18 protein-coding genes are annotated in these 25,211 nt (G+C 45.8%); 3 read left to right on the top strand and 15 right to left on the bottom strand.

The features are described from left to right. Positions 1-2 precede the first annotated feature (2 nt). Complete coding sequence (locus FZC40_RS02445) at positions 3-677, top strand: VC0807 family protein (RefSeq protein ID WP_148602350.1); 675 nt, start codon at positions 3-5, stop codon at positions 675-677. Between the two features lie 239 nt (positions 678-916). Further along, the gene (locus FZC40_RS02450) at positions 917-2,779 is read left to right on the top strand and encodes a sensor domain-containing diguanylate cyclase/phosphohydrolase (RefSeq protein WP_243135723.1); all 1,863 of its coding nucleotides are present in this window, start codon (positions 917-919) and stop codon (positions 2,777-2,779) included. 81 nt (positions 2,780-2,860) lie between these two features. On the opposite strand, the gene FZC40_RS02455 is transcribed toward FZC40_RS02450, so the two are convergent. The 15 genes from FZC40_RS02455 to FZC40_RS02525 all read right to left on the bottom strand — a co-directional run bounded on the left by FZC40_RS02455 (position 2,861) and on the right by FZC40_RS02525 (position 23,669). Next, a complete protein-coding gene (locus FZC40_RS02455) occupies positions 2,861-3,706 on the bottom strand; it encodes a PRD domain-containing protein (RefSeq protein ID WP_148602352.1) in 846 nt (281 codons plus the stop codon). Positions 3,707-3,799: 93 nt separating this feature from the next. Continuing rightward, positions 3,800-6,055 carry a PTS sugar transporter subunit IIABC gene (locus FZC40_RS02460; protein WP_148602353.1) on the bottom strand — a complete coding sequence of 752 codons (2,256 nt, stop codon included), beginning with the start codon at positions 6,053-6,055 and terminating at the stop codon, positions 3,800-3,802. A gap of 382 nt (positions 6,056-6,437) precedes the next feature. Beyond that, positions 6,438-6,860 carry an arsenate reductase/protein-tyrosine-phosphatase family protein gene (locus FZC40_RS02465; RefSeq protein ID WP_148602354.1) on the bottom strand — a complete coding sequence of 141 codons (423 nt, stop codon included), beginning with the start codon at positions 6,858-6,860 and terminating at the stop codon, positions 6,438-6,440. 180 nt (positions 6,861-7,040) lie between these two features. Continuing rightward, the gene (locus FZC40_RS02470) at positions 7,041-8,183 is read right to left on the bottom strand and encodes a tyramine oxidase subunit B (RefSeq protein ID WP_148602355.1); all 1,143 of its coding nucleotides are present in this window, start codon (positions 8,181-8,183) and stop codon (positions 7,041-7,043) included. A 56-nt stretch (positions 8,184-8,239) separates the two neighbouring features. Next, positions 8,240-9,664 (bottom strand): APC family permease, encoded by a 1,425-nt coding sequence (locus FZC40_RS02475; protein ID WP_148602356.1) that lies wholly within the window; start codon positions 9,662-9,664, stop codon positions 8,240-8,242. Positions 9,665-9,885: 221 nt separating this feature from the next. After that, on the bottom strand, positions 9,886-10,239 hold the full coding sequence (locus FZC40_RS02480; protein ID WP_148568081.1) for a P-II family nitrogen regulator: 354 nt from the start codon (positions 10,237-10,239) through the stop codon (positions 9,886-9,888). A 193-nt stretch (positions 10,240-10,432) separates the two neighbouring features. Continuing rightward, on the bottom strand, positions 10,433-11,296 hold the full coding sequence (locus tag FZC40_RS02485; RefSeq protein ID WP_186843690.1) for a helix-turn-helix domain-containing protein: 864 nt from the start codon (positions 11,294-11,296) through the stop codon (positions 10,433-10,435). A gap of 305 nt (positions 11,297-11,601) precedes the next feature. Further along, positions 11,602-12,729, bottom strand: a complete 1,128-nt coding sequence (locus FZC40_RS02490; protein ID WP_148602358.1) for an NAD(P)/FAD-dependent oxidoreductase — start codon at positions 12,727-12,729, stop codon at positions 11,602-11,604. Then, the gene (locus tag FZC40_RS02495; protein WP_148602430.1) at positions 12,722-13,051 is read right to left on the bottom strand and encodes a (2Fe-2S)-binding protein; all 330 of its coding nucleotides are present in this window, start codon (positions 13,049-13,051) and stop codon (positions 12,722-12,724) included. The genes FZC40_RS02490 and FZC40_RS02495 overlap by 8 nt, the downstream gene beginning before the upstream one ends. Before the next feature lie 201 nt (positions 13,052-13,252). Continuing rightward, positions 13,253-14,845 (bottom strand): FAD-dependent oxidoreductase, encoded by a 1,593-nt coding sequence (locus FZC40_RS02500; RefSeq protein WP_148602359.1) that lies wholly within the window; start codon positions 14,843-14,845, stop codon positions 13,253-13,255. Continuing rightward, positions 14,842-15,162, bottom strand: coding sequence for a (2Fe-2S)-binding protein (locus tag FZC40_RS02505; protein WP_148602360.1), 321 nt, complete (start codon positions 15,160-15,162; stop codon positions 14,842-14,844). Before FZC40_RS02505 ends, FZC40_RS02500 begins: the two co-directional genes overlap by 4 nt. Continuing rightward, positions 15,159-15,572 carry a Rid family hydrolase gene (locus FZC40_RS02510; RefSeq protein ID WP_148602361.1) on the bottom strand — a complete coding sequence of 138 codons (414 nt, stop codon included), beginning with the start codon at positions 15,570-15,572 and terminating at the stop codon, positions 15,159-15,161. Before FZC40_RS02510 ends, FZC40_RS02505 begins: the two co-directional genes overlap by 4 nt. A 277-nt stretch (positions 15,573-15,849) precedes the next feature. Next, positions 15,850-16,062, bottom strand: a complete 213-nt coding sequence (locus tag FZC40_RS02515; RefSeq protein WP_148602362.1) for a hypothetical protein — start codon at positions 16,060-16,062, stop codon at positions 15,850-15,852. Positions 16,063-16,220: 158 nt separating this feature from the next. Beyond that, positions 16,221-22,952: a non-ribosomal peptide synthetase gene (locus tag FZC40_RS02520; RefSeq protein WP_148602363.1), complete on the bottom strand. Its 6,732-nt coding sequence runs from the start codon at positions 22,950-22,952 to the stop codon at positions 16,221-16,223. A gap of 60 nt (positions 22,953-23,012) precedes the next feature. Next, complete coding sequence (locus FZC40_RS02525) at positions 23,013-23,669, bottom strand: 4'-phosphopantetheinyl transferase family protein (protein WP_186843691.1); 657 nt, start codon at positions 23,667-23,669, stop codon at positions 23,013-23,015. Positions 23,670-23,950: 281 nt separating this feature from the next. On the opposite strand from FZC40_RS02525, the gene FZC40_RS02530 reads away from it, so the two are divergent. Then, positions 23,951-25,195: a sensor domain-containing diguanylate cyclase gene (locus FZC40_RS02530; protein WP_186843692.1), complete on the top strand. Its 1,245-nt coding sequence runs from the start codon at positions 23,951-23,953 to the stop codon at positions 25,193-25,195. The last annotated feature ends 16 nt before the right edge of the window (positions 25,196-25,211 follow it).

A 25,211-nucleotide genomic window follows, 5' to 3' on the forward strand; every position in this document is an offset into this window, starting at 1 on the left:
ACATGAATGAAACATCCGGCAATCATTTAAATGAAAAGCAATCGGTCTTGAAAAATATCTTTAACCGGGACTTTGTTGTCAGTGCGATTATCCCGATTATTATATTTGCTGCATTTGATAACTTTAAAATGACCTTACTGGGAATTATACTCTCAGGAGTGTGGTGCTTAGGTGTTGTTTTAATAAATTATATCATTGAACGTAAAATCAATGCCCTTGCCGTCATCGCGGGAGCTTTTTCGGCCATTGGATTAATTGGGACAGTTATTTCAAGGGATCCTACCTTTTACCTCGTCGCTCCGATTGTACAGGACTTTCTGGGGGCATTTGTTTTCTTTGGCTCTTTGTTTTTCGAAAGATCATTAATTCAGATAATTGTTGAACAATCTTATTTAAAAAATGTACCAGAGGCTTTTAAACAAACGTCCAGATATAAATCTGCCTGGCGAATATTGACCTGTGTCTGGGGAATTATGAATATCAGTCAGGCAGTAGTGAGAATCGCATTGTTAGCTTCAGTTTCAATGAGTTCTTACTACGCAATAAGCATGGTCTATGGCAGTATTGCGACGCCGATACTTTTAGTGGTATCAATGACATTCCCGAAATGGTATTGGAATCGCGGAAAAACAACAAATTCCCTTTCGAAAAAATTAGCAGTTGAAAATAAGGATTAGACAATAGAGTTATAAGTAGAAATACCCTCATATCATTTTCGTGATATGAGGGTATTTCTACTTATAACTATTTATTAATGGTCCTTGATACCGATTCCACTTTAATCAAAGTGATGAGCTCTTTTATATGGTTAGTTTTAATTGAAAACAAACCAGGGACTGGTCAACAAAGCAAAGTTAGGTTGTATATGTTTGATACATAGATTATAATATAGAAAAATGATAATGAGGTGAAGACTGTGGATTCTAAAACTGAAAAAGTTATAGAGAATCATGATATCTCTGAAAGGAAGCTTGTTAAAAAAGAATTAGAGGAAAGCGAAGCGCGCTTTCGTTTCATCACCGATTCAACCAATGATGCCATCCTGATGATGGATTCGATTGGCCTTATTTCTTTTTGGAATCCTGGGGCTGAAGGTATTTTCGGATACACGGATACTGAAGCTATTGGTCAAAACCTCCACGACTTAATTGCCCTGTCCCAATATCATGAAGCCCACCAGGCCGCTTTCCCCAGGTTTCAACAGACTGGTCAGGGTAGCATTATCGGAAAGACCATTGACTTGGAAGCATACCGAAAAGATCGCACGCAGATTCATATACAATTGTCACTTTCCGCTATTCATATGGTTGATGGCTGGCATTCGGTGGGAATCATTCGGGATATTACGGAGCGTAAACGGGCAGAAATTTTATTAAAGGAAAGTGAAATACGATTAATTGCCGCCCAGCAGATGGCCCATGTTGGCAATTGGGAACTGAATCTGTCGACCAAAAAAATGTGGGCATCCGAGGAGGCTTTCAATATTTATGGTATTGATTATAATTCTCAGTACATTCCCCTGGAATTGGCTCAAGAAAGTGTTCTTTCTGAATATCGTGAGATGATGGATACTGCCCTTTATGATTTGATTACCCAAAAAGCAAACTATAATGTTGAATTCGAACTAAAAAATCTTAAAACGGGTCAATTGCATTTTGTTCATTCGATTGCCAATCTGATTCTGGATGATGATGGCAAGGCCTATAAAGTGGCTGGCACCATCCAGGATATCACGGAAAATAAATTAAAAGAAGCCAAAATAATAAATCTCAGTTTTCGTGATCAGCTAACGGGTCTTTATAATCGCCGATTTTATGAAGAAGAATTGCTGCGACTTGATACAAAAAAGAATCTGCCTTTGACCATATTAATGGGAGATATTAATGGCCTAAAATTAATTAATGATTCCTTTGGTCATGATATGGGTGATGAGCTGATTAAAAAAGTTGCAAAGGTGGTCTCAAAGGCCTGTCCATCTGATGCCGTTATTTCCCGAGTCGGCGGGGATGAATTTATTGTTTTATTACCAAAATCAGATGCTATTGAAGCAGAGAAAATTCTCAAGCGGATTAAGGATCTTTCATTAAAAGAAACAGTCGGGTCACTTAATATTTCTATTTCCTTTGGCTATGAAATGAAGATAAACGAAAATGATCAAATTAAAAATGTATTCAAAAAAGCTGAAGATCAGATGTATCATCGGAAACTGTTTGAAAGCCCAAGCATGAGAGGGAAAGCGGTTGTAACGATTATTAAAACCCTTTATGAAAAAAATAAACGAGAGGAACAACACTCCCACCGCGTTTCAAAACTTTGCGAAAGGTTGGGTGAAGTGCTGGGATTGTCCGAATATAAAATAGAGGAACTTAAAACCGTTGGATTACTTCATGATATCGGAAAAATTGCCATTGATGAAAGAATACTCAATAAACCGGGGAAACTCACCGATGATGAGTGGAAGGAAATTAAGCGCCATTCAGAAATAGGCTATCGTATTCTAAGTACCGTTCATGAGATGTCAGAAATGGCTGAGTATGTCCTGGCCCATCAGGAAAGATGGAACGGCACCGGTTACCCCAAAGGCTTAAAAGGTGAAGAGATACCGTTAGAGTCAAGAATCATTGCCATTGCCGATGCCTATGATGCCATGACAAGTGAACGGAGTTATCGAAGTAAAATGCCAGCGGAAGCGGTATTAAAAGAATTACAGGAAAATGCCGGGATTCAATTTGATCCGGAACTGGTAAGTGTATTTATTGATAATTTTTTAAAAAAGTAAAACGAAGAAATCTATGTTATTTAACTTGAAAAATAATGCCGGAAGCTTACCATCTTTTATGGTAAATTTTCCGGCATTATTTCATGATTTGAGAGATGATCCCTCAATCATTCGAATCCTCTCAATGTGTAGGGCTAAATAACTGACTTCTCTTTCGGAAAAAGGCTTGCCTAATTCTTGCTCAAGTTTTTTGCAGACGCCGGCGGCCACCTCGAAGGCATAGGAACAATGGGCTTTTGTGTATTCAATCATATCGGAGTTTAGTTTTTCGTTGGTCATTACCCGGGAGATCATAAAACGAAAATGGTACATCAGCCGGGAATAGGCGAATGAGCCAACTTCAATGGTCATATTGCAGTCGTTTTCTATTTGCTTGATGGCTTCGCTCATAATAATGGCGACATTCATGGATTGGGATACCTTGGTATCGCTAATGGCCGAATGAATGTACAAAGCAATGTATCCCACATCATCGTCACTGATTGTATAGCCGGTCTTTTCTTTAAGAACAGCCTTTCCCTTCAGGGCAACTTCAAATTCCTGCTCGTATAAAAAGCGGATATCATTAGTAAACGGATTTTCAAAATTAATATGTTCCTCAATGCGTTCAATGGCAAAAGCAATGTGATCGGCCAAAGGCAGTAAGATATGGTTGTCCAATTTATCAAATTTTATTTCGGCTTCTTTAATAATTTCATGGGCGATTTCTAAATAAATTGGTGCCACATTTTTTATGAGATCTGCTGAAAGTCCTTTTGCGGTATCTATATCCAGATAATACTTTTTAATTCCAGGCGGGGTTTCACCAGTCATGGCAATCTTTTTATTAAAGCCAACACCCTTACCCAGAAAAATAACTTCCATCTTTTTCTCAATATCAAAAGCCAAGATGGCATTATTGTTTAATATTTTTTTAATGACAACCATGAAAACACCCCTTTTAGACAAAGCAAACCACTGATAACCAGTGGCATGCTTTTTATTTATAGTAACTCAATTCAAGAAGAGATGCAAGTTTAGTCAGGATTCGATGGCAAAGGCCTCTTCATTTTCTTTAACCGTTCCACTTTTAATCAATTTCACCTTTTGATTTTCTTTAAGGTTTGTAAACACAATCGGGATAGCTGTGGAAGGGGCATTTTTGGAAATATAATCCAGATCCAAGGCTAATAATAAATCACCTTTTTTTACCTGATCACCTTGCTTTACAAAGGCCTCAAATCCTTTTCCCGCTAATTTGACGGTATCAATTCCAATATGAATGAGGACTTCGGTTCCCTTTAAACTGGTCAGTCCCAAAGCATGTTTGGTTGGGAAAAGCACATCAACACTGGCATCACAGGGGGCATAGATTTTATTGCCGGTGGGGAAAATCACCACCCCATCGCCGACCATTCTTTGACTGAAGGCATCATCGGGGGTTTCGGTGATACTGGCAATTCTGCCAGCAATGGGAGATCCAAAAATCTCCATCTCCATGATTTTTGGGGCTTCAATCTCCGTGGCTTTTTCGTTTTCATTTTTTTGTACTGCTCCTGGTTCTTCGATGACGGGTATGTCTATTTCCAGATCGCTTTCAGGACTTTGTAAGTATTCTTCTAGTTTGGATTTAATGACGGTAACTTTCGGGCCATAAATGACTTGAATCCCATTTCCTTTTTTAATCACACCGATTGCGCCGGAATATTTAAGGATCTTTTCATCAATACTTTCACCATTTTTAACTGTCACGCGAAGTCTGGTGGCACAAGAATCGAGGTCAATGATATTTTTCTTACCGCCTAATCCGGTGGTTATCATCGTCGATACTGGATCGCTGGATTCAGGAGCGGGATTTTCTGAACCGCCATTTTTACTTTTGTTTTTTTGAGCATCAACATCGGCACGGGTATAGAGTTTCGTTTCTTCATCATCATCTTCACGGCCAGGTGTTTTTAAATTGAATTTCTTAATCAAAAATTTAAAGAGGAAGTAATAAACAAAGAAATAAGCGATGCCAACAAGGACAATGTAAATCCAATTGGTTTTAGCATTTCCCTGAAGAATTCCAAACAGGGTAAGGTCAATCAGGCCGCCAGAAAAAGTCATGCCGACGCCAACATTGAGCATGTGCATAAACATATAGGATAAACCTGCAAGAACACAATGAATCACATAAAGAAAGGGTGCTACAAAAAGGAATGTGAACTCAATGGGTTCGGTAATTCCTGTGATCATGGCAGTTAAAGCAGCTGACATTAACAATCCACCCACGGCCTTTTGGCGGCTGGTTTTAGCACATTTATACATGGCCAGTGCAGCACCGGGAAGACCGAAAATCATGAATGAGAATTTACCAGACATAAAACGGGTCGCTTCGACTGAAAAATGCGTTACATCCGGACTGGCCAATTGGGCGAAGAAAATGTTCTGGGCACCTTCAACAACCACACCATCCACGGTCATGGTACCACCCAGGCCGGTTTGCCAGAATGGCAGATAGAATACATGGTGCAAACCGAAAGGAATCAGGGCCCGTTCAATGAACCCATAAATAAAGGTTCCAAAGTATCCGGATGCCATAACCAGCCCCCCAAGGGCATAAATGCCATTTTGAATAAAAGGCCAGATATAGAACATTAAAGCACCAACAAATAAAAATACCACGGCGGTAATGATGGGAACAAAACGGGTTCCTCCGAAAAAGGAAAGAACCGGTGGTAATTCTATTTTGTAAAATTTATTATGAAGTGCCGCTACGCCTAAACCAACAATGATACCGCCAAAAACGCCCATTTGCAACGAGGTAATTCCGACTGTACTGGAGATTGAACCACTGGGAAGTAATTGATTTGCGACGATGGGAATATACTCAACACCTTTTTTTGCGGCTGCTATTAATCCGGTTTCATTAGCCGCTAAAAGGGTTTCCGGGGTATAGGTGCCGGTTAGGGTAATCAGCGCACCAATGACGGTATGCATAATGAAGTAACCAATTACGCCTGCCAAAGCGGCAACGGCTTTTTCCTGTCTGGCCATACCAATGGCCACACCCATAGCGAAAATAATGGGTAAGTTATTGAAAACAATCTCACCGGCGGCCATCATAACCGTTAAAATTCCATAGATGATGGTACCAGGTCCCATAATCCCCATAAGGTTGTAGGATGTTAACATGGTTTCGTTGGTAAACGAACCCCCAATTCCTAAAAACAGACCGGCTATCGGTAACAGAGCAATGGGCAGCATAAAGGACCGGCCAACTCGTTGTAAAACACCAAAAATCTTGTCTTTCATTTCTTTTCCTCCTGATTCAACTTTTATTTGTTATCGGTGCTGTTATCGTATTGCATAAAAAAAGACATTAACACCCAAGAGCAGATTCTGATAAGACTACCTCCTGAATAGTTAATGCCTGATTGGTCAGTAACACACTATAGAAAACACTATTTAATTCTTAATGTAATCGTATGTCAGTTGCTTTAGTTTGTCAAGGCTTTTTAATAAATATTTTTGATAATAAAAGAAGTGGATTTTGATGACTGAAAAAGTTTGTTTTTTATTTTTAGTGAGGAGGGAAGCAAAAATAAGAAAGATCACCAAACCGAATCCGGCCATCATGAGTGGGATTCAATTCGGATTTATTTCGAGAATATTTGAAAACTATTTTTAAAAATAATTATTGTAGGATTGAGGATACATGATTTTTTTTAATTTCTACAGCAAGATTTTTTATGAATTGTTCAATTCCGAAAATAAAGCACTTGAATTCATCATTGCTTTTTCCGGCCGGATCTTCCAATCGCAAGTCGATCATGAATTCGCCGGGAAGGTTCGGGTAACTGTTGTCACAGTCCATTTTCACAACAATGTCAACAGGCGGGAGATCTTTCAACAGTCTTGACTCTTCGTTTGGCTCCAGATTGATGTTGTATAGTTCCTTCATTAATCGTACCGCATCGGGATTGGGTGAAAGCCTTTTTTCGGTTCCGGCCAAATAGCTTTCAAAGACATCGCCTCCAAATTTTTCACCTAATGCTTCCGCAATCTGACTCGTACATGAATGATGCATGCAAATAAATGCGACTTTTGTTTTGTCCATTTTTTTTCTCCATTTCTTTTGAGTTAGACAAATCCAGGGATGAACTCGTCTTTATATTTGTTGTTATCATATCAAAAGAAAGTGATGGAAAATATTACAGGCAGGTTAAATGTTTTTAACATAAGGACAAAATCAAAAATGCCACGGGATACCCGTGGCACTTTTGATTTCAGTTCAATTTTAGTATAAAGCTGGTTTATCCCAAAGGTTGAGGTCGACTCCGATAGTGTTCTTTCGGGCATAGTCGTAGACTTCTTTACCCCAGGCCACATCTTCCACTGGCATGCCACCGACGGAGTAGAGGATGATTTGATCGTCGCTTTCACGTCCGGGTATCTTACCATTTAAGATGGCCCCCAAATCATGAATAGCGGATTTTTCAAGCTTCCCATCATGAATCATATCCATAAATTTGGAACCGAGAATGTAAACCATATCGAACGTCGGGTAGGGATATTCTTCAGCCCAGGCTTCGTAAAGGGAGATATTATCCACCACCAGCTTGGTTTTATCACTTTTAATCAGTTCATCTGAAAAATCGGCCGCACCCGGGAGACAGAAGAGGGCACCAGGCTTGATCCATTCGGTTTTAACGAAGGGATAAGCGGAAGGGCCACTGCCCATTGGGGTAGAGGTGGCAAAGCTGAGGATATCCGCGTCACGAACACATTCTTCAAGGGTTTCACAGATGATAATCTCGGTGAACTGAGGACATTTTTCATTGACATAGGCGATGCATCGGTCAATGGATTCCTGGCCGCGACCTTTGATTTTAAGGGTCGTCAGGGTTGGTCTCAAGGCGGCGAAGGTTTCAATAGCGGTGGAGTTGATCACTCCAGGGCCGATGATGGCCAGAACTTTAGCATCCTTAAGCGCCAGATTCTTCACCCCCACACCGGGGATAGCAGCGGTACGATACGCACTGAGCAGGTTGGCAGACATCAGAGCTAGTGGTGCGCCGGTGTCCTTATCATTGAGCATCATCATAAGAATGGAGCGCGGCAATTTTTTGTCACGATTTTCAACATTAGAGCCGTACCATTTCATGCCGGCGACGTCGAACTTACCCCCCACATAGGCCGGCATGGCCATGAAGCGGCGATCAGGGCCGTCCTTAGGCATATTAGGGAATTCTGGTTCGCTAGGGAAAGTAATCATGCAACCGTGAGAATTGCCATTATCACCGCCCATTCGATAGTCGCCCTTATCCAGGAGCTTCAACAGCTCTTCCATACAATCGGTGCAGCCGACCACATCGTCGACACCGGCCTTAAGCATATCTGCTTCACTTAAATACAATAAATCAATTTTTGGGAACGCCATAATATTAACCTCCAAATAGTTTTTATTTTAAATGTTGTGAATAAACATCGATGAACTTATTTTTCTAACTGCGGTATGTGATCGCCGGAGTTTGCATTGTGATAGACATGGTACAGATCATTTTCCATCGCCATAACCTTTTCCAGAGGGATCGGTTTAAAGAGTTTGAGCTTCATGACCTTCTTGACCCAGATGACGGAATAAACGGTTAAGGCAGCGAAGATGAGGCCGCAAAGTATGTAAATATTCAGACGGGTTGCCGGATCGGATGAGATGTTATAAATCATCCACACAATACCGATGGAACCGATAATGGGTAGCACCGGGCCGAAGGGCACCTTAAATGTCCGCGGAGCTTTGGGTAGACGCTTTCGCAATACCAGCACATTGAGATGGGTAACAATATAGGCGACCATCCAGAAGACCACGCCGGTTAAAATCAGGAAGGACAGCTGGCTGGTGGTGGATAAACCGGTGGCATTAATGAGTGCCATGATTCCGCCAATGATGAGGATGCCCACATAAGGAGCCCCTTTTTTGTTTGTCTTCATGAAAAATTTAGGCAGCAGGTTGATTTTAGCCATCCCGTCAGCGATATAAGCCAGGGATGAAATGATGGTATTAATCACACCGGTAACGGCGCAAATTGAAACCAGAGCCATCCAGATGGTACCAAAATTACCCAGCAGCATGGTGCCATATAAGATGTGGGGCGTGGTGCTGGCCCCCAGGTCAGCCCAGGCGGTGTAATTGTGAAAACCGAAAACCAGCAGGGTTTCCATACCAAAAACGACGACCAGAGTGATGATTAGGCCCAAAGGGACGTTCCGCCGGGCATTCTGAACTCGGTTTGAAATGGGAACGATGTATTCAGAGCCGATAAAGAGGAAGAAAGCCAGCCCGCAAAGGGAAGTGATATCGGTGAAATTGGTTGATAGGATCATCGGCTGGGCGACCACTTCACCGGTACCCAGTTTGAGAAAACCAAGGACTCCCATGATGACCAGAGAGCCGATGAGGGTATAGGTCACCACGTTTTGTATTTTGGCGAAAACATCCACACCGTTCAGGTTGGTGATTATCAAAATGATGATCAGGGCGACGCTATAGTAGTTGCCGGGGATGGGAATATTCGGAAGAACACTGGCAATAGTGTTCCCGAACATGGCACACTCAGCGCTGCCGACGATGGTATTGCAGAGCAGATACCCGCCGACCATCACGACGATGCTGATAAAAGGTCCCATACAGGCCAAGGTATACTGAGCCAGTCCACCGGTTAAGTTGGGCATGAGCGCATTGAGTTCTGAGACCGAGAGGGCAAAAAGAATATTTAAGATGATGGCAATGACCATGGAGATGATGAAGGTCATTCCAATAGCGGATGAGCCTATCCCCAGTGAGATTAGACAGCTGGTGGCGACGACGACACCGACCCCGGTGGCGACGACGCTGGGCAAGCCAAGTTTTTTTTCAGTCATGGTAAGCTCCTTTCATGGGCAAAATAATAGGTGATTAGCGAAACTGTCGTGAGCTTCGCTGCCAGTTTACACGAAACACTTTTTATATTGTATGGCGGATAGTCTGTCGATTGTTCGCCTACACGTCACAAAATTATTTGTGCAAACTGACAGCAAAGCAACCATTGTTCACTTCTTTTGAATTTTACAATTATCAGAAAATAAGACCGGATGTTTTTTTCTTAATTCTGGCAAAGTGCATCCAGACCATCTTCGCCGGTACGGACGCGGATGGCATTGGTAACGGCAGAGACGAAGATTTTGCCATCGCCAATATGGCCAGTGTAAAGCTCTTCCTGGACAAATTTAAGAAAAGCCGGAACATCTTTGGTGGGAAGGACCAGCATAACCAGATCCTTGGGCAGGAGCGTGGGTTCTTTTTTTTGCTCGACTTCGTATTCCTGGGTTCCAAATTGGACCCCGCATCCCAATACCTGAGATACAGTCATCCCGGTAATGCCATATTTACCCATGGCGTTTTTTAAAGCTTCGATTTTTGAGTTGTTGGTAATAATTTCGATACGTGATAATTCCATAATGATTCTCCTTAATTTTTATATTTTATTTTGTAAAGATACTACGGTGAGCTTCGCTGCCAGTTTACATCAAACTTTTTTTACTCTAGGCCGAACAATATTTTCTGGTAATGTTCGTCTACACGTTGCAAAATTGTTTATGTAAACCGACATCAAAGCAAGATTTGTTCGGTTTTAAATAAGCAGGTCCGGTTTAGATCCGGAGGGCTGTTCCGGCAGTCAGGGATTTGCGGTAATTCAGGGGCGATATTCCCGTGAATTGTTTAAATTCCTTGAGCAGGTGGGATTGATCATAATAACCCATGTCCGCGGCGATGGTTGAAATATGCTGATCCTTCCCTAGGGCCAGCAAAACATTCTGAAAACGGATGATTTTAGAGAAGGTCTTTGGGGGCAAGCCAATTTCATTATTAAAGAGCCGGTTGATGTATCTTGGGGTATAGCCGACGCTTTGGCTTAATTCATTGACATTGATAATCCCCACCACCTTGGTGATCTTGTCAACCATGCAATAACTGAAGGGACGAGTCCCGGGACTATAATAGTTTTGATAATCCGGAATATAAGAATTGAGGAACAATTGAATCTGTTCTTTAAAATCGGTACTCTTGGTGATGCCTTCCATCATGGTCTGATCCTTGCAGATTTCCAGCAATGGAATGGACGTCTCGGTAAGGCTGCCAATGGGATAACCCTTGGGTAAGAATGCCTTCCCCGGCAGAAAGCGAATGCCAAAGATGGTATCGTCCAGATGAAAGCTGGCAGCATAGTCAATGGAATGCATCTTTAGAACCGCCCCGTAGCAGGTTGCATCCACATGATCCTGACCGCAGCGGAAGACGATGTCCACGGTGCCATCGGGAACGATGGTGGCAGTTTCTAACATTTCTGGGGTGACTCGGAACCGATAAAAGTGGGAGATGCCATAAGCCCGGTAATCAAAGCATTCATAACCCAGGGAATGCTGTACCATTAAAGGCTGTTTCGGGACGATGATTTGTTCTTTTTCTTTTAGGGATGACTCATAAGACCCATACCGTTGCAATAGACCAATCATAGGTAAAACCTGAAGCGTATGCTTTCCTTTCTGAACGGATTGTTGTGAGAAAGTGCCGTGAGCTTCGTTGTTGGGTTGCGACAACCGACAACAAAGCAATTTCTGTTTGATCAACATAAAAAAGACAAGGACGCCGAAACTTTGGTTTCGACATCCTTGTCTTTTTATGGCTGGTCGTGCACTTCTTATTTATGTATACAATATACCATAGTTCGGAAGGAAAGAATAGTAAAAATCGGCACTAATTTACATAAACAATCATTTTTAAGAAAATTCAGATTAAGGCATTCAGAATCAGGGTTTTATTACTGCTTGGGTTTAAAGCGGTCGTAGCGTAAGGCTGACAGATCAATGGTGGAATGACCGTCGGCAATCATTTCGGCGATGTTGTAGCCGGCCGCCGGAGCGATGCCAAAGCCATGACCGGAAAAGGCGCAAGCAATGTACAGGCCGGGGACTTCTTCCACCGGGCTGATGACCGGCACCTTATCGGCACAATCATCCAGCCAACCGGCCCAGGCCCGGACGATTTTAGCGTCTGCCAGAGCGGGGAAGTATTTCATAATACCCCGACAGGTACAGGAGGCTCCGATGCTGCTGGAGATCGGGGTGCCATTATCTTTATTAAAGGGCTCAAAACCTGAAGATCCGCCAAATACAAAGGAACCATGCTTGGATTGATGACCGTAAAAATCAGCTTCGGCGGTGCCGAGCATCTGTAAAAACATTGGGGGCTCGGCTTCGGTGACCAGACATTCCATTTTTAAGGGCATCATGGGGACATCAATGCCCACCGTCGCTAACAGTTTCCGGCTGCCATAACCGGCTGCTACCAATACTTTATCGGCCTCATAGATGGCGTCCGGAGTGACGACCTGGCGGATGACGCCTTTTATTTTTCGCAGTTCGAAGCAGGGAGATTCAGTGATGAATCGGACCCCTAATTCACGGGCTTTTTTATAGTAACCCAGGGTGGCCGTCAGGGGGTTGGCGTGGCCGTCGGTGGGACACCAGCTGGCACAGGTGACTTCGTCGGAAAGGTAGGGGTTGATCGTCCGAATTTCGTCGCCGTCGATCATGCGAACATCGAGCCCGCAGGATACCGCCTTATCGGTTAAACCCTGCAGGATTTTCTGATGGGTTTCGGTTTTCCCCAGCCGCAGGTTGCCTTTTTGGGTGTATTCCACATCCACGCCCAGTTCTTCGGAAAGTCCCGGCCACAGATTTTTGATTCCCCACATAGCTAGCGGGAGCTCCCGGGTGTCCCGGCCGGACTGTCGGACGCCGCCGCCATTTCGGGAAGAACCGCCGACACCGATGTCCTTGCTGACTTCCAGGACGGTGACGGATAGGCCTTTTTTGGCGAGATAGTAAGCAGTGGCATTACCGATGATGCCGCCGCCAATGATGATAACATCGGTATGTTTAGACATGAGTCACCTCTTCATTTCCTAATACTTTCATTTCTACCGGGCGCATCGGGGAACGGCTGGTGGCGGGATCTAATTGCGCCGGGATGACATCCAGCTCCTGGACAACGATGTTCTTAACCAGCTTGCCGCAAGTTTGTCCCTGGCAAAGCCCCATGCCAGACCGCAGGTAACGTCTGATTTCGTTGACGGTAAACATCCCATCGTGGATCGCCTGACGAATTTCGCCCTTGGTGATTTCTTCGCAACGGCAGATGATGATTGCGTCATCGGTCTGGGAAACGAAGGGACCAATATCTTGGGAACGATCATTAATTGATTTCATTTTTACTCTCCTTTTCTTTGATTCTGATAGGTAAATGCGAAACTGCTGTGAACTTCGCTGTCTAGTTTTACACAAACCAATTTTTCCACTGTGCGGCGGACCGTCTATCGACTGTTCGCCTACACGTTACAAAATTGGTTGTGAAAACTGACATCAAAGTAATAATGGTTTGATTCATTTGAATTTCATAGCTGCTTTTTATCATTCAGCTCTTTGGGCTTCACGTTTATAAAACCGGGCGGTCATCGCTTGGGCCACCGGGACTTTAATGGTGACCAGCGTGGTATGATCAAAAGCTTTGGCACTGCGAACATCGATGATTTCGGCGACGCCCAGAGGTTGGCCGCTGCGGCTCAGGGCCGTTCCCAGATCTCCTTTTTGGGGCCGGGGTAAAAATTCATAGGGGAGGGTGATGCTGGCATAGCCCGGTTCATAGTCTTCGTCAACCAGGAAGATGGCCTGTCCGGAACAGGAGGCAATGCACAGCCCACACCCGGTGCAGGTGTTGTCTTCATCGATCCGGGGGATTGCAGTGATGGTTTTCCCAATTTTAATGCACTGTTTGGGACAGGCATCCTGACAGGGATTGCAGGGAATGTTTTGAGTACATTCGATCACCGGATGGACTCCGGTTTTTTTACCGAAATGGTTAAATCGGGCAATGTCGGCTTCATCAAGATAGCCTTTTTTAAGGAGACTTTGGGAGACCGCAATCCCTTCATCAGTTTTTGTGAAGGCTTTACCCTTGCTGCCGGGGGCGAACATGCCCTGATGCAGACTGTCTAGGGCGACTTCCAATTCATTCAGACTGCTATCCTTATCTTTTTCACTGAGAAAGCCCAGATAAGCAGCGGCGGAAAGACCGGACATCCGCCCTTCTATCATGGCCGAGCTGGCTTCTTCGATGCCGGAGACATCTCCGGCGGCAAAAACACCAGAAATAGAGGTTTCACCATTTTCATCTACTAGCGGAACCTGGCCCCCGCGACGGGGATCATCGACCATGTTGCAGCCGGCCATTTTAAGGAGCTGGGACATCGGGGAGAGGCCGACAGCCATACAGATGGTGTCCACATCAAAATGTTTCTGAGTTCCAGGAATGGTAGTGAAGTGATCATCCACCTGGGAAATCTCTACCCCGGTGACGCAATCGGTACCTTCTGCTTTAGTAATGGTATGGGAAAGATAGAAGGGAACGCCGCACCGGGCGATTTTGGAAGCGTGGACCCCATAACCGCCAATCCGGGGGGCAGCATCCACCAGGGCGACGACTTCACAGCCAGCCTGCATGAGCTGGAAACTGACCACCAGGCCAACATTTCCGCTGCCAAGCATGAGCACGCGCTTTCCGGGCTGAATGCCGTAAAGATTCATCATGGTTTGGGCGGCACCGGCACCGATGACACCGGGAAGAGTCCAGCCATCAAAGGTGACCATATTTTCGGAAGCGCCGGTGGCGATGATGATGGCATCCGCTTTGAAGTGCTCCATTGCAGCTCCGATGCGAACAAGGATTTCTTTGTCCATATACATGCCTGAAACGGTGGCATTTAGGTAGACTTCGACTCCGGCTGCATCCGCTTCCGAAAGAAGAGTTTCGCCGATTTTGTAGCCCCGGATTTTTGCCTGGTGTTCTTTGGAGCCGAAAAATTTATGAATCTGCTTGAATAATTGCCCACCGGGCTTGGCATTTTCATCAAAAACAGCAACGCTCAGACCGCATTTGGCGGCTTCAATGGCAGCGGAGAGACCGGCAGGGCCTGCTCCGACGACAATTAAATCATATCGTTTCATTCTGTTACCTCCAATGCAGTGACCCCATACTGGGTCTGAATCGTCATGCCCTGAACCAAAGGGGTGATACAGGTGCGAATATTGGGAACCCCATCCACGATCATTACACAGTCCGTACAGCGTCCGATGGCACAGAAGATGCCCCGGGGCTCATGAGTCTTTTGCGTGTAGCGGTGAATCATGACCCCGCTGGCTTTGAGGGCCACAGCGATGGGTTCGCCTTCATAGCCTTCCATTTGCTTGCCATCCATTAAAAAGGTAACCTTCTGGCCCTTTTCGATATTTCCGAGAATGGGATGATCACTGATCCGGTTCATTTTGCACCCTCGCTTTCTTTAGCTGAAATAATAATAGCGGTCATTTCGATCTCACACAGTTGCGAGGGTCGATTAAGTTCTGGTGTTCCCACGGCCGTAAAAAGCGGACGGAATTCTTTGAAAATCTCGGAATAGGCTCGGCTGATTTCCCCACAATCTGACATATGGGTCGCATAAACCATGATTTTGACAACATCGGCTGGTTTGGCTCCGGCCTTTTCTAATAGTTTGACTTGCTTTTCAAAGATGAATTTTGCCTGTTTATAAGGATCGCCTTCACCGTAGACACTGCCATCGGCCTGGACCGAGGTGGTTCCGCCGATCATAATCAGGTTGTCGATTTGTACCATCCGTGAATAGCCTACTTTTTCTTCAAGGGGTGCTCCGGATGAATAATTAATTCTTGACATGTTGGTAACGTCCTTTCCTACTGGATTTATTGAGTTTAGCGGTACTGTGTCATAAAAATAACAAAGACGCCGAAAGGTTCTTTCGACGTCTTTGTCTTGATTTTTCTGTGGTTCTTTTTCTAAGGTTGCACATAATATATCACAGGAAATGGAAAGTTAATAGTAACAATCGGAACAATTTTCAGAGATTTTCATACTAGAAAAGGAAAATAAATAAAAAGAATTGGTGATCTCGCACCAATCCTTTTTATTTAATACATGCTTTTTACAGCTTTGTTTATAAAGTTTCAAGCTCCGCAGCTGTTAATGGTTCCACAACGGCGGCCCGCATTTTTTCTTCTGCGGCACAGTCTTGTTCATAATACCAGTCCCTGACTGCTTTTTCTATTTCCGCATCCGTACCGACTGGTTTATGTGGATAAACAGCGATCAGCTCTTCGGTTTCAATATTCCTTATTCCGACTCGTTTAGCATCTTTTAATGTGTCCATGTTTTTGTCCTCCATTTAATTTTTACTTTACTGTTTAATTATACCCAACTTTATAATTTTTAAATACAGGTAAATAAAATAATTAGGAAAAAGATACATTCAGAATGAATAATCATTATAAACCGGTGATTCACAGAAAATTCATATTAAAGCTGTTTTTAATTCTCGTCGATGTCAAAGAACCCCAGCCCATCCAGGGCTTTAATGGATTTGTGCAGATAAGTTTCATTGGTAATGGGCCAGCTGTGTCCGATCCGATACAGCACTTCGGTGGTGAACTGGTTATGGGGATCGATGGGATAAACCGTATTGATCGTATCGCTGGTCAGATAGACAATCAATCCGGAAATCGCCGGGGCGATTTCCGGGTCATCCATGCCGTCTCTTAGGGCCGTCTCAAATTCCTGATCGCTGACGACTGTGATAGTAAAGCCGTAGGCATTCATTTCCTGAAGCACATCGGCCATATAAACGGTGTGGTTATTGTAGGGATGGAATACCGTAAATTCCGGGTTGGTTTCGGACAGTTTCAAAATAGCCTGAGCCGTATTGTCAATCGGGGAAAACTCAACCGGGCTGTTCAAGGCGCTGACCGGGAATTTGCCAAGAATCTTGTAACCTTTGAGACTCCGCATAAAGCCATTGCGAAGGAAGTTGATCTGGAATTCGCCATCGTTGTTGCGGCTCATCAGGTTTCCGACACGCATGATTTTTGCCCGCAGGCCGTTCTCGGCCACGGCGGATAACACCGCCCGTTCGGCCAGAAACTTGGAGTGGACATAGGCATTTTCGAGGCTCTGTCCGAAGTGAAAGTCCTTTTCCATAATCAGCTTATCCTTAGGGGGGGTGCCGTTGATGCCTTCACCGGCGATGCTGACGGTTGAAATCTGAATCAGCTGTTTATCTGTTTGTTGACACAGTGCGACGAGGTTTTCCACCCCGTGAACATTGATTTTTTCCAAAGTATCATCAGCTACAAAATGTTTGACGCAGGCGGCGCAGTTGATGACGGTTCGGGCGGGAATGGTTGCAAGGGCCATGACGCTGTCCTGATTGGTGATATCCCCTTCGATGCAGAAAATCCGCTCGCCGAAGAGCGCGTCATAATCCCGGTCGAAATAGTAAACCAGCATGGTTTTAATTCGCTGTTCCAGTGAGCGGGCCTGGCCCTTGCGGATAAAGCAGGTGACCTTGCCATCATAATGATCCAGAAATTCTTTGAGAATATGGATCCCCAGAAATCCGGTGGCGCCAGTGAGAATAATGTCCCCCAGTGCATAGCTTTTGATTGCACTGAGATTCTTGACGTCATTTTCTAAAAGAACCGGCGTCAGGCTTTGGTAGTCGAAGTTCTTGATAACGTCTGACGGATCGATGGTCTGGGTCTCATTTCTATCAATAAATTCGGCCAGGTTTTTGACGGTTTTACAGTCAAAGATATCGGCATAGGCCAGCGGGATCTGCTGGGTCATGCATTTCATGGCCACTTTGGTGGCGGAAATGGAGGTGCCGCCGATGGCAAAGAAATCGTCGAGGATGCCCACGGTTTCCAGCCCCAGGGTCGCGGCGAAAATGTCGCAGAGCTTTTTCTCGAGCTCAGTTTTAGGGGCCAGATAGTCGGCCGTTTTGAGTCCGGTTTCGGGCTGGGGCAGCGCTTTTTTATCGATCTTTCCGCCCGGGGTCACCGGCATTTTGTCCAGATGCACGTAGAAAGTCGGAATCATGTATTCAGGTAGCTGCGACAGCAGCAGATGATGCCAGACTTTGGGGTCGATTTCGCCCTCCGGGCGAGTGTAGTAGCCCACAATATACTGGTTGCCGCCGTGCTCGAGCACAGTGACCACCGTTTCGCTGACGCCGGGGTGGGCACGCAGGGCGCCTTCAATCTCGCTGAGTTCGATGCGGTAGCCCCGTATTTTAACCTGGGAATCGATCCGACCGATATATTCGATATTGCCGTCGCCCCGGCGGCGAACCATGTCCCCGGTGCAGTAAAGCACCCGATCATCAGCCCCGGTAGCAAAGGGGTTGGCAACAAAGGCAGCCGCTGTTTTTTCGGGGAGATTGTGATAGCCGCGGGCAATCTGCCGGCCAGCATGGCAAAGCTCTCCGGGCCTGCCCACCGGTACGGGATTCATATTCTCGTCCACCACGTAGGAATGCACATTAATCAGGGATTTTCCGATGGGAATGTTCCGGTAGGGCTGATCCACGGTGAAGATGGTGCTTTCAACTGTGCTTTCGGTAGGTCCATAGGCATTGACTAAGGTATAGGGCCGCTCGTAATAACGCTTGAATTTTTCCCCGCCGAGGATGATATGGGTCAGGCTGGAGTCATCCGTCATATTATCAATAATGATTTCACCCATCTGGGTTGGGAAGACCGCCACGTTGATGGTTTCATCTTTTAACAGCTGACAAATCTGGGCCGCATCCTTGCGGACCTCTTCGGCAAAGAGATAGAGGGTTGATCCGTTGGCCAGATACGGGAAAATTCCCAACACTGAGGCATCAAAGCAGAAGCTCGAATACTGGGCGCTTTTGGTGTTCTCATCGACCTTCTGATTAAGGGTTTCGTTAAAAATCAGGTTAGTGAGATTGCTGTGGCTGATCATCACGCCTTTGGGTTTTCCAGTGGAGCCGGAGGTATAAATCATGTAGGCCAGATCGGTCGGCGATGGTTTCGTCGACGCCCAGCTTTTGTCTGGTCGGTGGAGTCCGGCTGCGGCAATGACATCGAGATTGATGGTCTGTTTCTGGAAAAAACGGGTTAGCTCTTGATAGTCGTCGACATAAAGAAGAATGTCGGCATCGGAGTCCTCAAGCATGTAGCATAGTCGGTCCGGTGGATATTCGGGGTCCAGGGGAACATAGGCGCCGCCGGCCTTCATGGCCGCAACCACTCCGATGATGAATTCCCGGGTGCGTCCAGACAGCACCCCGATAAAATCTTCTTTTTTTACTCCGGCGGCCAGCAGCTGCAAAGCCAGCACATCCGAGGCCGCATCCAACTCAGCATAAGTGATGCTGCCTCGCTTGTCTTGAACGGCAATGTGACCCGGGAATTTTTCAGCGGCCGCACAGAAAAGATCCACAAAGGTCTGGCCGTAAAAACGCGGATCATCGATCATTTTCTGGTCTTCATCAAAAAGCAGCCGGATTTGGGACAGGTCATTCGTGGTGAGCACTTGTCGGGCGGCCAGCGCGGTGTTTTCAAGCAGAGCTGTTATCGAGCTGTCATCATACAAGTCACCCCGGAAGGACGACGTAAAACAGTAATGGTCATCACTGACCGTAATGGCCACGGAAATCGGCGCGATGGCGCCTTCGCTGATGACCTCGATGGACTCGCAGGGCAGCCCGGCGAGGGTGTCAAATTCGAAATCATCCCCTTGGTAGGCCAGTAGAATATCGGGGCTGAGGTCGAAGGCCCGGCTGATTTCGGCAAAGGAGTATAGATCATGATCCATGCTGTCCATCAGCTGGTTTTTGGTGGCGGTAAATAGGCCGGCGGCAGTGGTGTTCAGGTCGCAGTAAACCGGCATGGTTTTGACGTACATCCCCATCGATCGGGCGATTCGAGAATCATTCCGGCCATTGTAAATGGTGGTGAACACGGCGTGGTCTTTGTGGTTATAGCGGCCCAATACATAACCGAATAACCCCACAAAAAAAGCGTTAGGGGTGATCTGCCTCTGTTCGCAGTAAGCCGCAACGGCGGCAACTGAAAGATCTTCGGGCACGAAGGTTAATTCGCCCAGACTGGCGCTCTCATCACTCTTGTCCGGACCGGGCAGGAAATCGCTATCGCAGTCTTCAAAAATCGAAGCGTAATAAGCTTTGGCCCGGGTGTAATCATCTGAAGCCCGGCTCTTCTGTTCATCTAGGGCGGCTTCAAAACCGGTATAGGTTTCCGGTGACAGCGTCTCCCCGGCATAGGCGCGGTTGATATCCTCAACGAGGATAGCCAGGGAGGTGCCGTCGCAGATCATATGGTGGATATCGATAAAGAAATAGTTGCCCACTTTGGTCTGATGCAGCGATGCATTGAATAGTCGGCCTTCAATGAGTTTAAAAGGGGTGACGAGTTTATCCCGCTCCAGATAGTCTTTGATCCGGACGGTGAAAGGACTGTCATCTCGACGTTTCTGCATGATTTCACCGGCATCGTCCATGAAGAACCGGGTTTTGATGTAGGCATGGGCTTCAATGGTTGCTTCGATGGCCGTTTTAAGCCGGTTCAGATCCACATTGGCATGGAGTCTAAACAGAAAGGGGATATGGTAAAGCAGTTTGTCCGGTTTGGCCATGGACTCCACAAATAGCGCCATTTGGGTCTGGGAAACGGGATAGGCATTCTGTTTCTTTGCTACAGTCATCGGAATCAGGGCTTCGGCGGTCTTGAGAAAGGATTCCAGTTTTGAAACGGTATTGTTTTCCTTCAAATCTCTGGTTTTCACCACCACCCCGAAAGCATTGGACAGGCTCACATTTAAAGACAAGGTGCCAATGGAGGTAAGGCCGGCGTCATGGAGATCGGTAGTAATGCCGAACTGGTCATGGCCCAGAATCTTGGCGATGCAGTCAAAGATCTGCTGCTGGGTGTCGTTTTCCGGAGGAATGATGGTTTCTATCTTCTTGACGGGCACCGGCAGTTCCTTTTTATTGACCTTCATGTTCTGGTTCAGGGGAATTTTCTCAATCTGCATTGTCACCGCCGGCACCATGTAAGGGGGTTTGTCGGTTTCAATAAAAGCATTGAGGGCGTCAATATCGATGGGGGCATCGGCCACGACATAGGCGACAATGTACTTACCGCCTATCGCTTGATCATAGGCCACCACCGTGGCATCGTTAATGCCCTCAAACTGCCGGATCACCGCCTCAATTTCGGTCAGTTCTACCCGGAAGCCGCGGATTTTTACCTGGGCATCCCGCCGGCCCACAAATTCAATATTGCCATCGGGAAGATAACGAACGATATCGCCGGAATAATAGATGCGGTCATAGGGTGGCTCATCACAATAGGGGTTTTGGCCGAAAGCTGCTGCGGTGGCATCCGGCCGGTTTAGATAACCCCGGCCTACATGCATGCCGGCGATGCATAGCTCGCCGGGCACGCCGATGGGCACCTGTCTTCGCTCCCGGTCCAGGATGTATATCTTGACATTGTCAAGGGCTGTGCCGATGGGGATGTTGTCGTAGTCGCCATCGACCAGAAAGCTGGTGGCGATGACCGTGGTTTCGGTGGGGCCATAGAGGTTGTGAAAGGGATACTGGGGCGGGTGGATGGCCGCCAGTTTTTCGCCGCCGGTGGACAGATGTTTCAGGGAATGGTTGTCGATATTGTCGGCAAACTGCCGGCCTACCTGGGTGGTCATAAAGGCATGACTGACCCCGTTGGTTTCAAAATAGTCATTGAGCCGCAGCAGGTCCAAGCGGATTTCATCGGCAATGATATGCAGGGTACCCCCCACGGTCAGCACCGGATAGGTATCCATAATATTGGCATCAAAGCCAAAGCTGGCGTAGGCAATCACGTTGGCGGTTTCATCCAGTTCATAGTAGCGGTGATACCACTGGCAGAAGCAAACGACATTGCGGTGCTCCAGCATCACCCCTTTGGGAACCCCGGTGGAGCCGGAGGTGTACAGCATGATAAACAGATCCTCAGGCTTGGGGTCTGTAAGCACTGTATCGCTGTCGGCCAGTGTAAAAATGTCTTTGGTCAGGATAACTTGACCGCTATAGGCTGGGACCAGTGCCAGCATCGCTTCATCGGCAATCATCAGCCGGGCATCGGTATCTTTGATCATAAACTCCAGGCGATCCATCGGATAGGTAGGATCCATGGGCTGATAGGCGGCCCCGGCTTTAAGAACTCCAATGGCAGCAATGGTCATGGTTTCGCATTTGGGCAGTAGAATCGGGACGATATCCTCTTGGTCAATGCCAAAGCTTTTGATGTGTTTGGCCAGGCGGTCAGTAATTGCATCGAGTTCTTTATAAGTCAGCTGAACGTCCTGATAAACCAGGGCCGTCTGTTCTGGTGTTCTTTTCATCTGGTTTCGCAGCATATCGACTATCGTCAGCGTGGTATCGTAGGGAACCTCGGTGCGGTTGAAAACATCGCAGAGAAGTCGGTCCATTTCGGAAATTAGGGTAATCTCACATAGTTTGTTTGTGTTCAAAAAACCCCGGATGGTCGTTTCGAATAAATCACAAAATCGCTGGATGGACTCTTTTAGATATAAATCACCCCGATAGTACAGGTTGATTTCGAAGTTCTCCCCTTTGGGTGAAATGACGGCGGCCAGATTGGCGTGGCCTAAATTCACAGACGCAGCATCATCACCCTGATAAACAAAAAGAATATCAGCTTTGATATCGAGCTCCCGGGCCAGTTTTTCAAATGGACAGGCATTATGGCGGATGGTTTCCTGGTAATTGGCCTGGACCCCGCCCAGGTATTCTGAAATCAGCCAGTTTTCGTCAATTTTAATGTAAAGGGGCAGGATCGGATCTGCACCGTTTTGAGGATAAAGGCAGAAAACACTTTCATCCTGGCCGGTAAACTTGGCCAGGGTATAGGCAAAAGCGCCGATAAAGAGGGCATTTAAGGTCAGGTTGTTTTTGATGAGAAAATCGTCGGTTTCCGTCAGGGTGCAGACATCGACGGCGATGCATTCGCCGGGAATGGCTTCCCGGCCGATGTTCCCGAGATGATCGTAAATCGGATTTGAATCGGTTTCGAGTCCGGCGAAAATCCGGTCGAAATAAGCAAGGCTCTCGGTCATCACCCGGGAAGTTTTTTCCTGGGTAAAGGCGCTCTGACTCCCGGTGGAGGCAGTTTCGGCATTCGTTAGCTGGCGGTCATTGAAATTTTTCATATTCAGGTTGTTCCTTTCTGAGTGAGAGATTGTTTGGTCGTTTGAGAAAATATTGTGGATTTAGCTGGCAGCATTGATAAAGCTCAATTGCAAATCCGGTGGATCACCTTTAATGCAAATGGCCAGTTTGTAGTGTTCAAACACGGTTGCTTGATAAAAACCATAGGGCCTTTGAATTTCATCCACATAAACTCGGATGTCCTCGGCCAAGGCAATCCGAAAGTCATTCAGTGGCAGCTTAAATCCCAGTCCAGTCGCTTTCATGTAGCTTTCTTTCAGCACCCAATAATCAAAAAAAGTATCCTCGGGACAGTCGGAGGTGATAATATCTCGGTACTCCGAGCCATAGAAAAACTGTTTGGCAATCGCAAGATCAATCGGCGTCACCTTTTCCACATCAGCGCCGATTTCGCAGCTGGAAAAGGCACAGATGGCGAGGTTCTCCGAATGCGATATATTAAAGTAAAGGTTCGGATGTTCCGAGATAAAGGGTTTGCCATTCTCGTGATGGGCAATGGTCAGTTCCTGTTCCCGAAGGCCATAGTTGTCAAGTCCGGCCTGAAATACCAACCCGGCGGCCAGGCTCAGCTGTTTATCCTTTTTAAAGATAAACCGATCGATTTTTTTTTGCCGGGCGAGGGAGAGGGTATGATAGCGGTCCCGGAATAGGGCATCATCTTTCAGCTGATCGGTTTTCATCAAATAGACTTCACTCATTTGGCTGATTCCACCTCCTATTGTGATGATCATTAAATGATCTTAAATTTTTTCTGGCACCATTGCGGTGCAACATGGGGAGTAGATTGAAATTCCGGTAATATCAGTCTTTGTTTTCTTTGATAGGCATTTCCGCTTACTTTCGTATTTGGATATTGATGCTTTAATTCTAACGAGAGACGCCTGCAATGTAAAGAAAAAATTGAATGTTAAGAATCTTATGATATAATTTATCTAATTTTGTAACGATCACGATGAGAGTAGAACATGAGGAAAAAAGAATGTTAAGTAATGATGCAAAAGCCATGATCAACTATGTTAATGGAATTTTAAACGATAAAAAACTGAATAATAATATCCCGGCGATCGCCGAGAGCGATGCGGACTTTTTACATCTGAATCAAAGCCTTCGGACCATCAGAAATGTTGCCGAAGCGCTGAGCGTCGGAGACATTCATCACGTCATCCAGGGCGACGGGTTTGTGCTGGACTCTTTCCAACGCTTTCAAAAGGACTTTAAACGATCGCAGCAAGAAGTTCCTGAGAGCATTGCTTCGAAAAATAGGAAAAGCAGACGTAGTGATCGTCTGCCTCTTGAAAATCGGAATAGGACAGCCATCAAAAATCCGGACCCGCGAATCACCAGCAGTGAAGACAGACACCGGCTCTTGACCGATAACGCATGCGACATGATTGCAACCTTGGATCTGTCCGGAAATTTTACCTATATCAGTCCGTCGGTTAAAAAAATGACCGGTTATACCCAGGAAGAAGTGCTGCATCATTATCGGGAGATTGGCTATTTTCTCCCTGGGGTACAAAAAGAAATGGATCGAACCAGAGAGAGTATTAAAAAAATGGTGGAAAAGGGGGAGCACTTTGATGCCATTAATTTTGAGCAACGACAGGTTCGCAAGGATGGTGAGAGTATCTATACCGATACTGTGCTTTCCGGGATTTATGACGAAGAAAATAATTTCAAGGAATTGCTGGCGATTAGTCGGGATATCACTGAAAAAGTGAAAAAGCGCCGGGAAATGAAAAAGCTTTCAGAAACCGATAAGCTCACCCAGCTTTATAATCGGGTTAAACTGGATTGGGCCATGGAGAATGAATTGGATCGAACCAAAAAATACAACACGATTTTTGCTTTAATTATGATCGATATTGATCATTTTAAACAGGTTAATGATCGTTTTGGACATCTGGCAGGAGATCTGGTATTGGTGGAACTGGCAGAACTTTTTAAAACCAGTATCCGGTTGACCGATATAATCGGCCGATGGGGTGGAGAAGAATTTCTGATGATCTTACCGGATACTGATGAAAACGGCGCAATGGAACTGGCGGAAAAGCTCAGAAGACAAGTGAGCGAAAAGCTTTTTCTCAAAACGGAAAGCATTACAATCAGTCTGGGTGTTGCGGCTTTTAGAGAAGATGCTTCTGTTGACAGCGTCATTTATCGGGCCGATCAGGCGCTGTATCAGGCAAAAAATAATGGCAAAAATCAGGTTCAGATGATGTGATCATACCGATCTTTAT

The sequence above is a fragment of the Acetobacterium tundrae genome (assembly GCF_008086615.1).
Lineage (GTDB): Bacteria > Bacillota > Clostridia > Eubacteriales > Eubacteriaceae > Acetobacterium > Acetobacterium tundrae.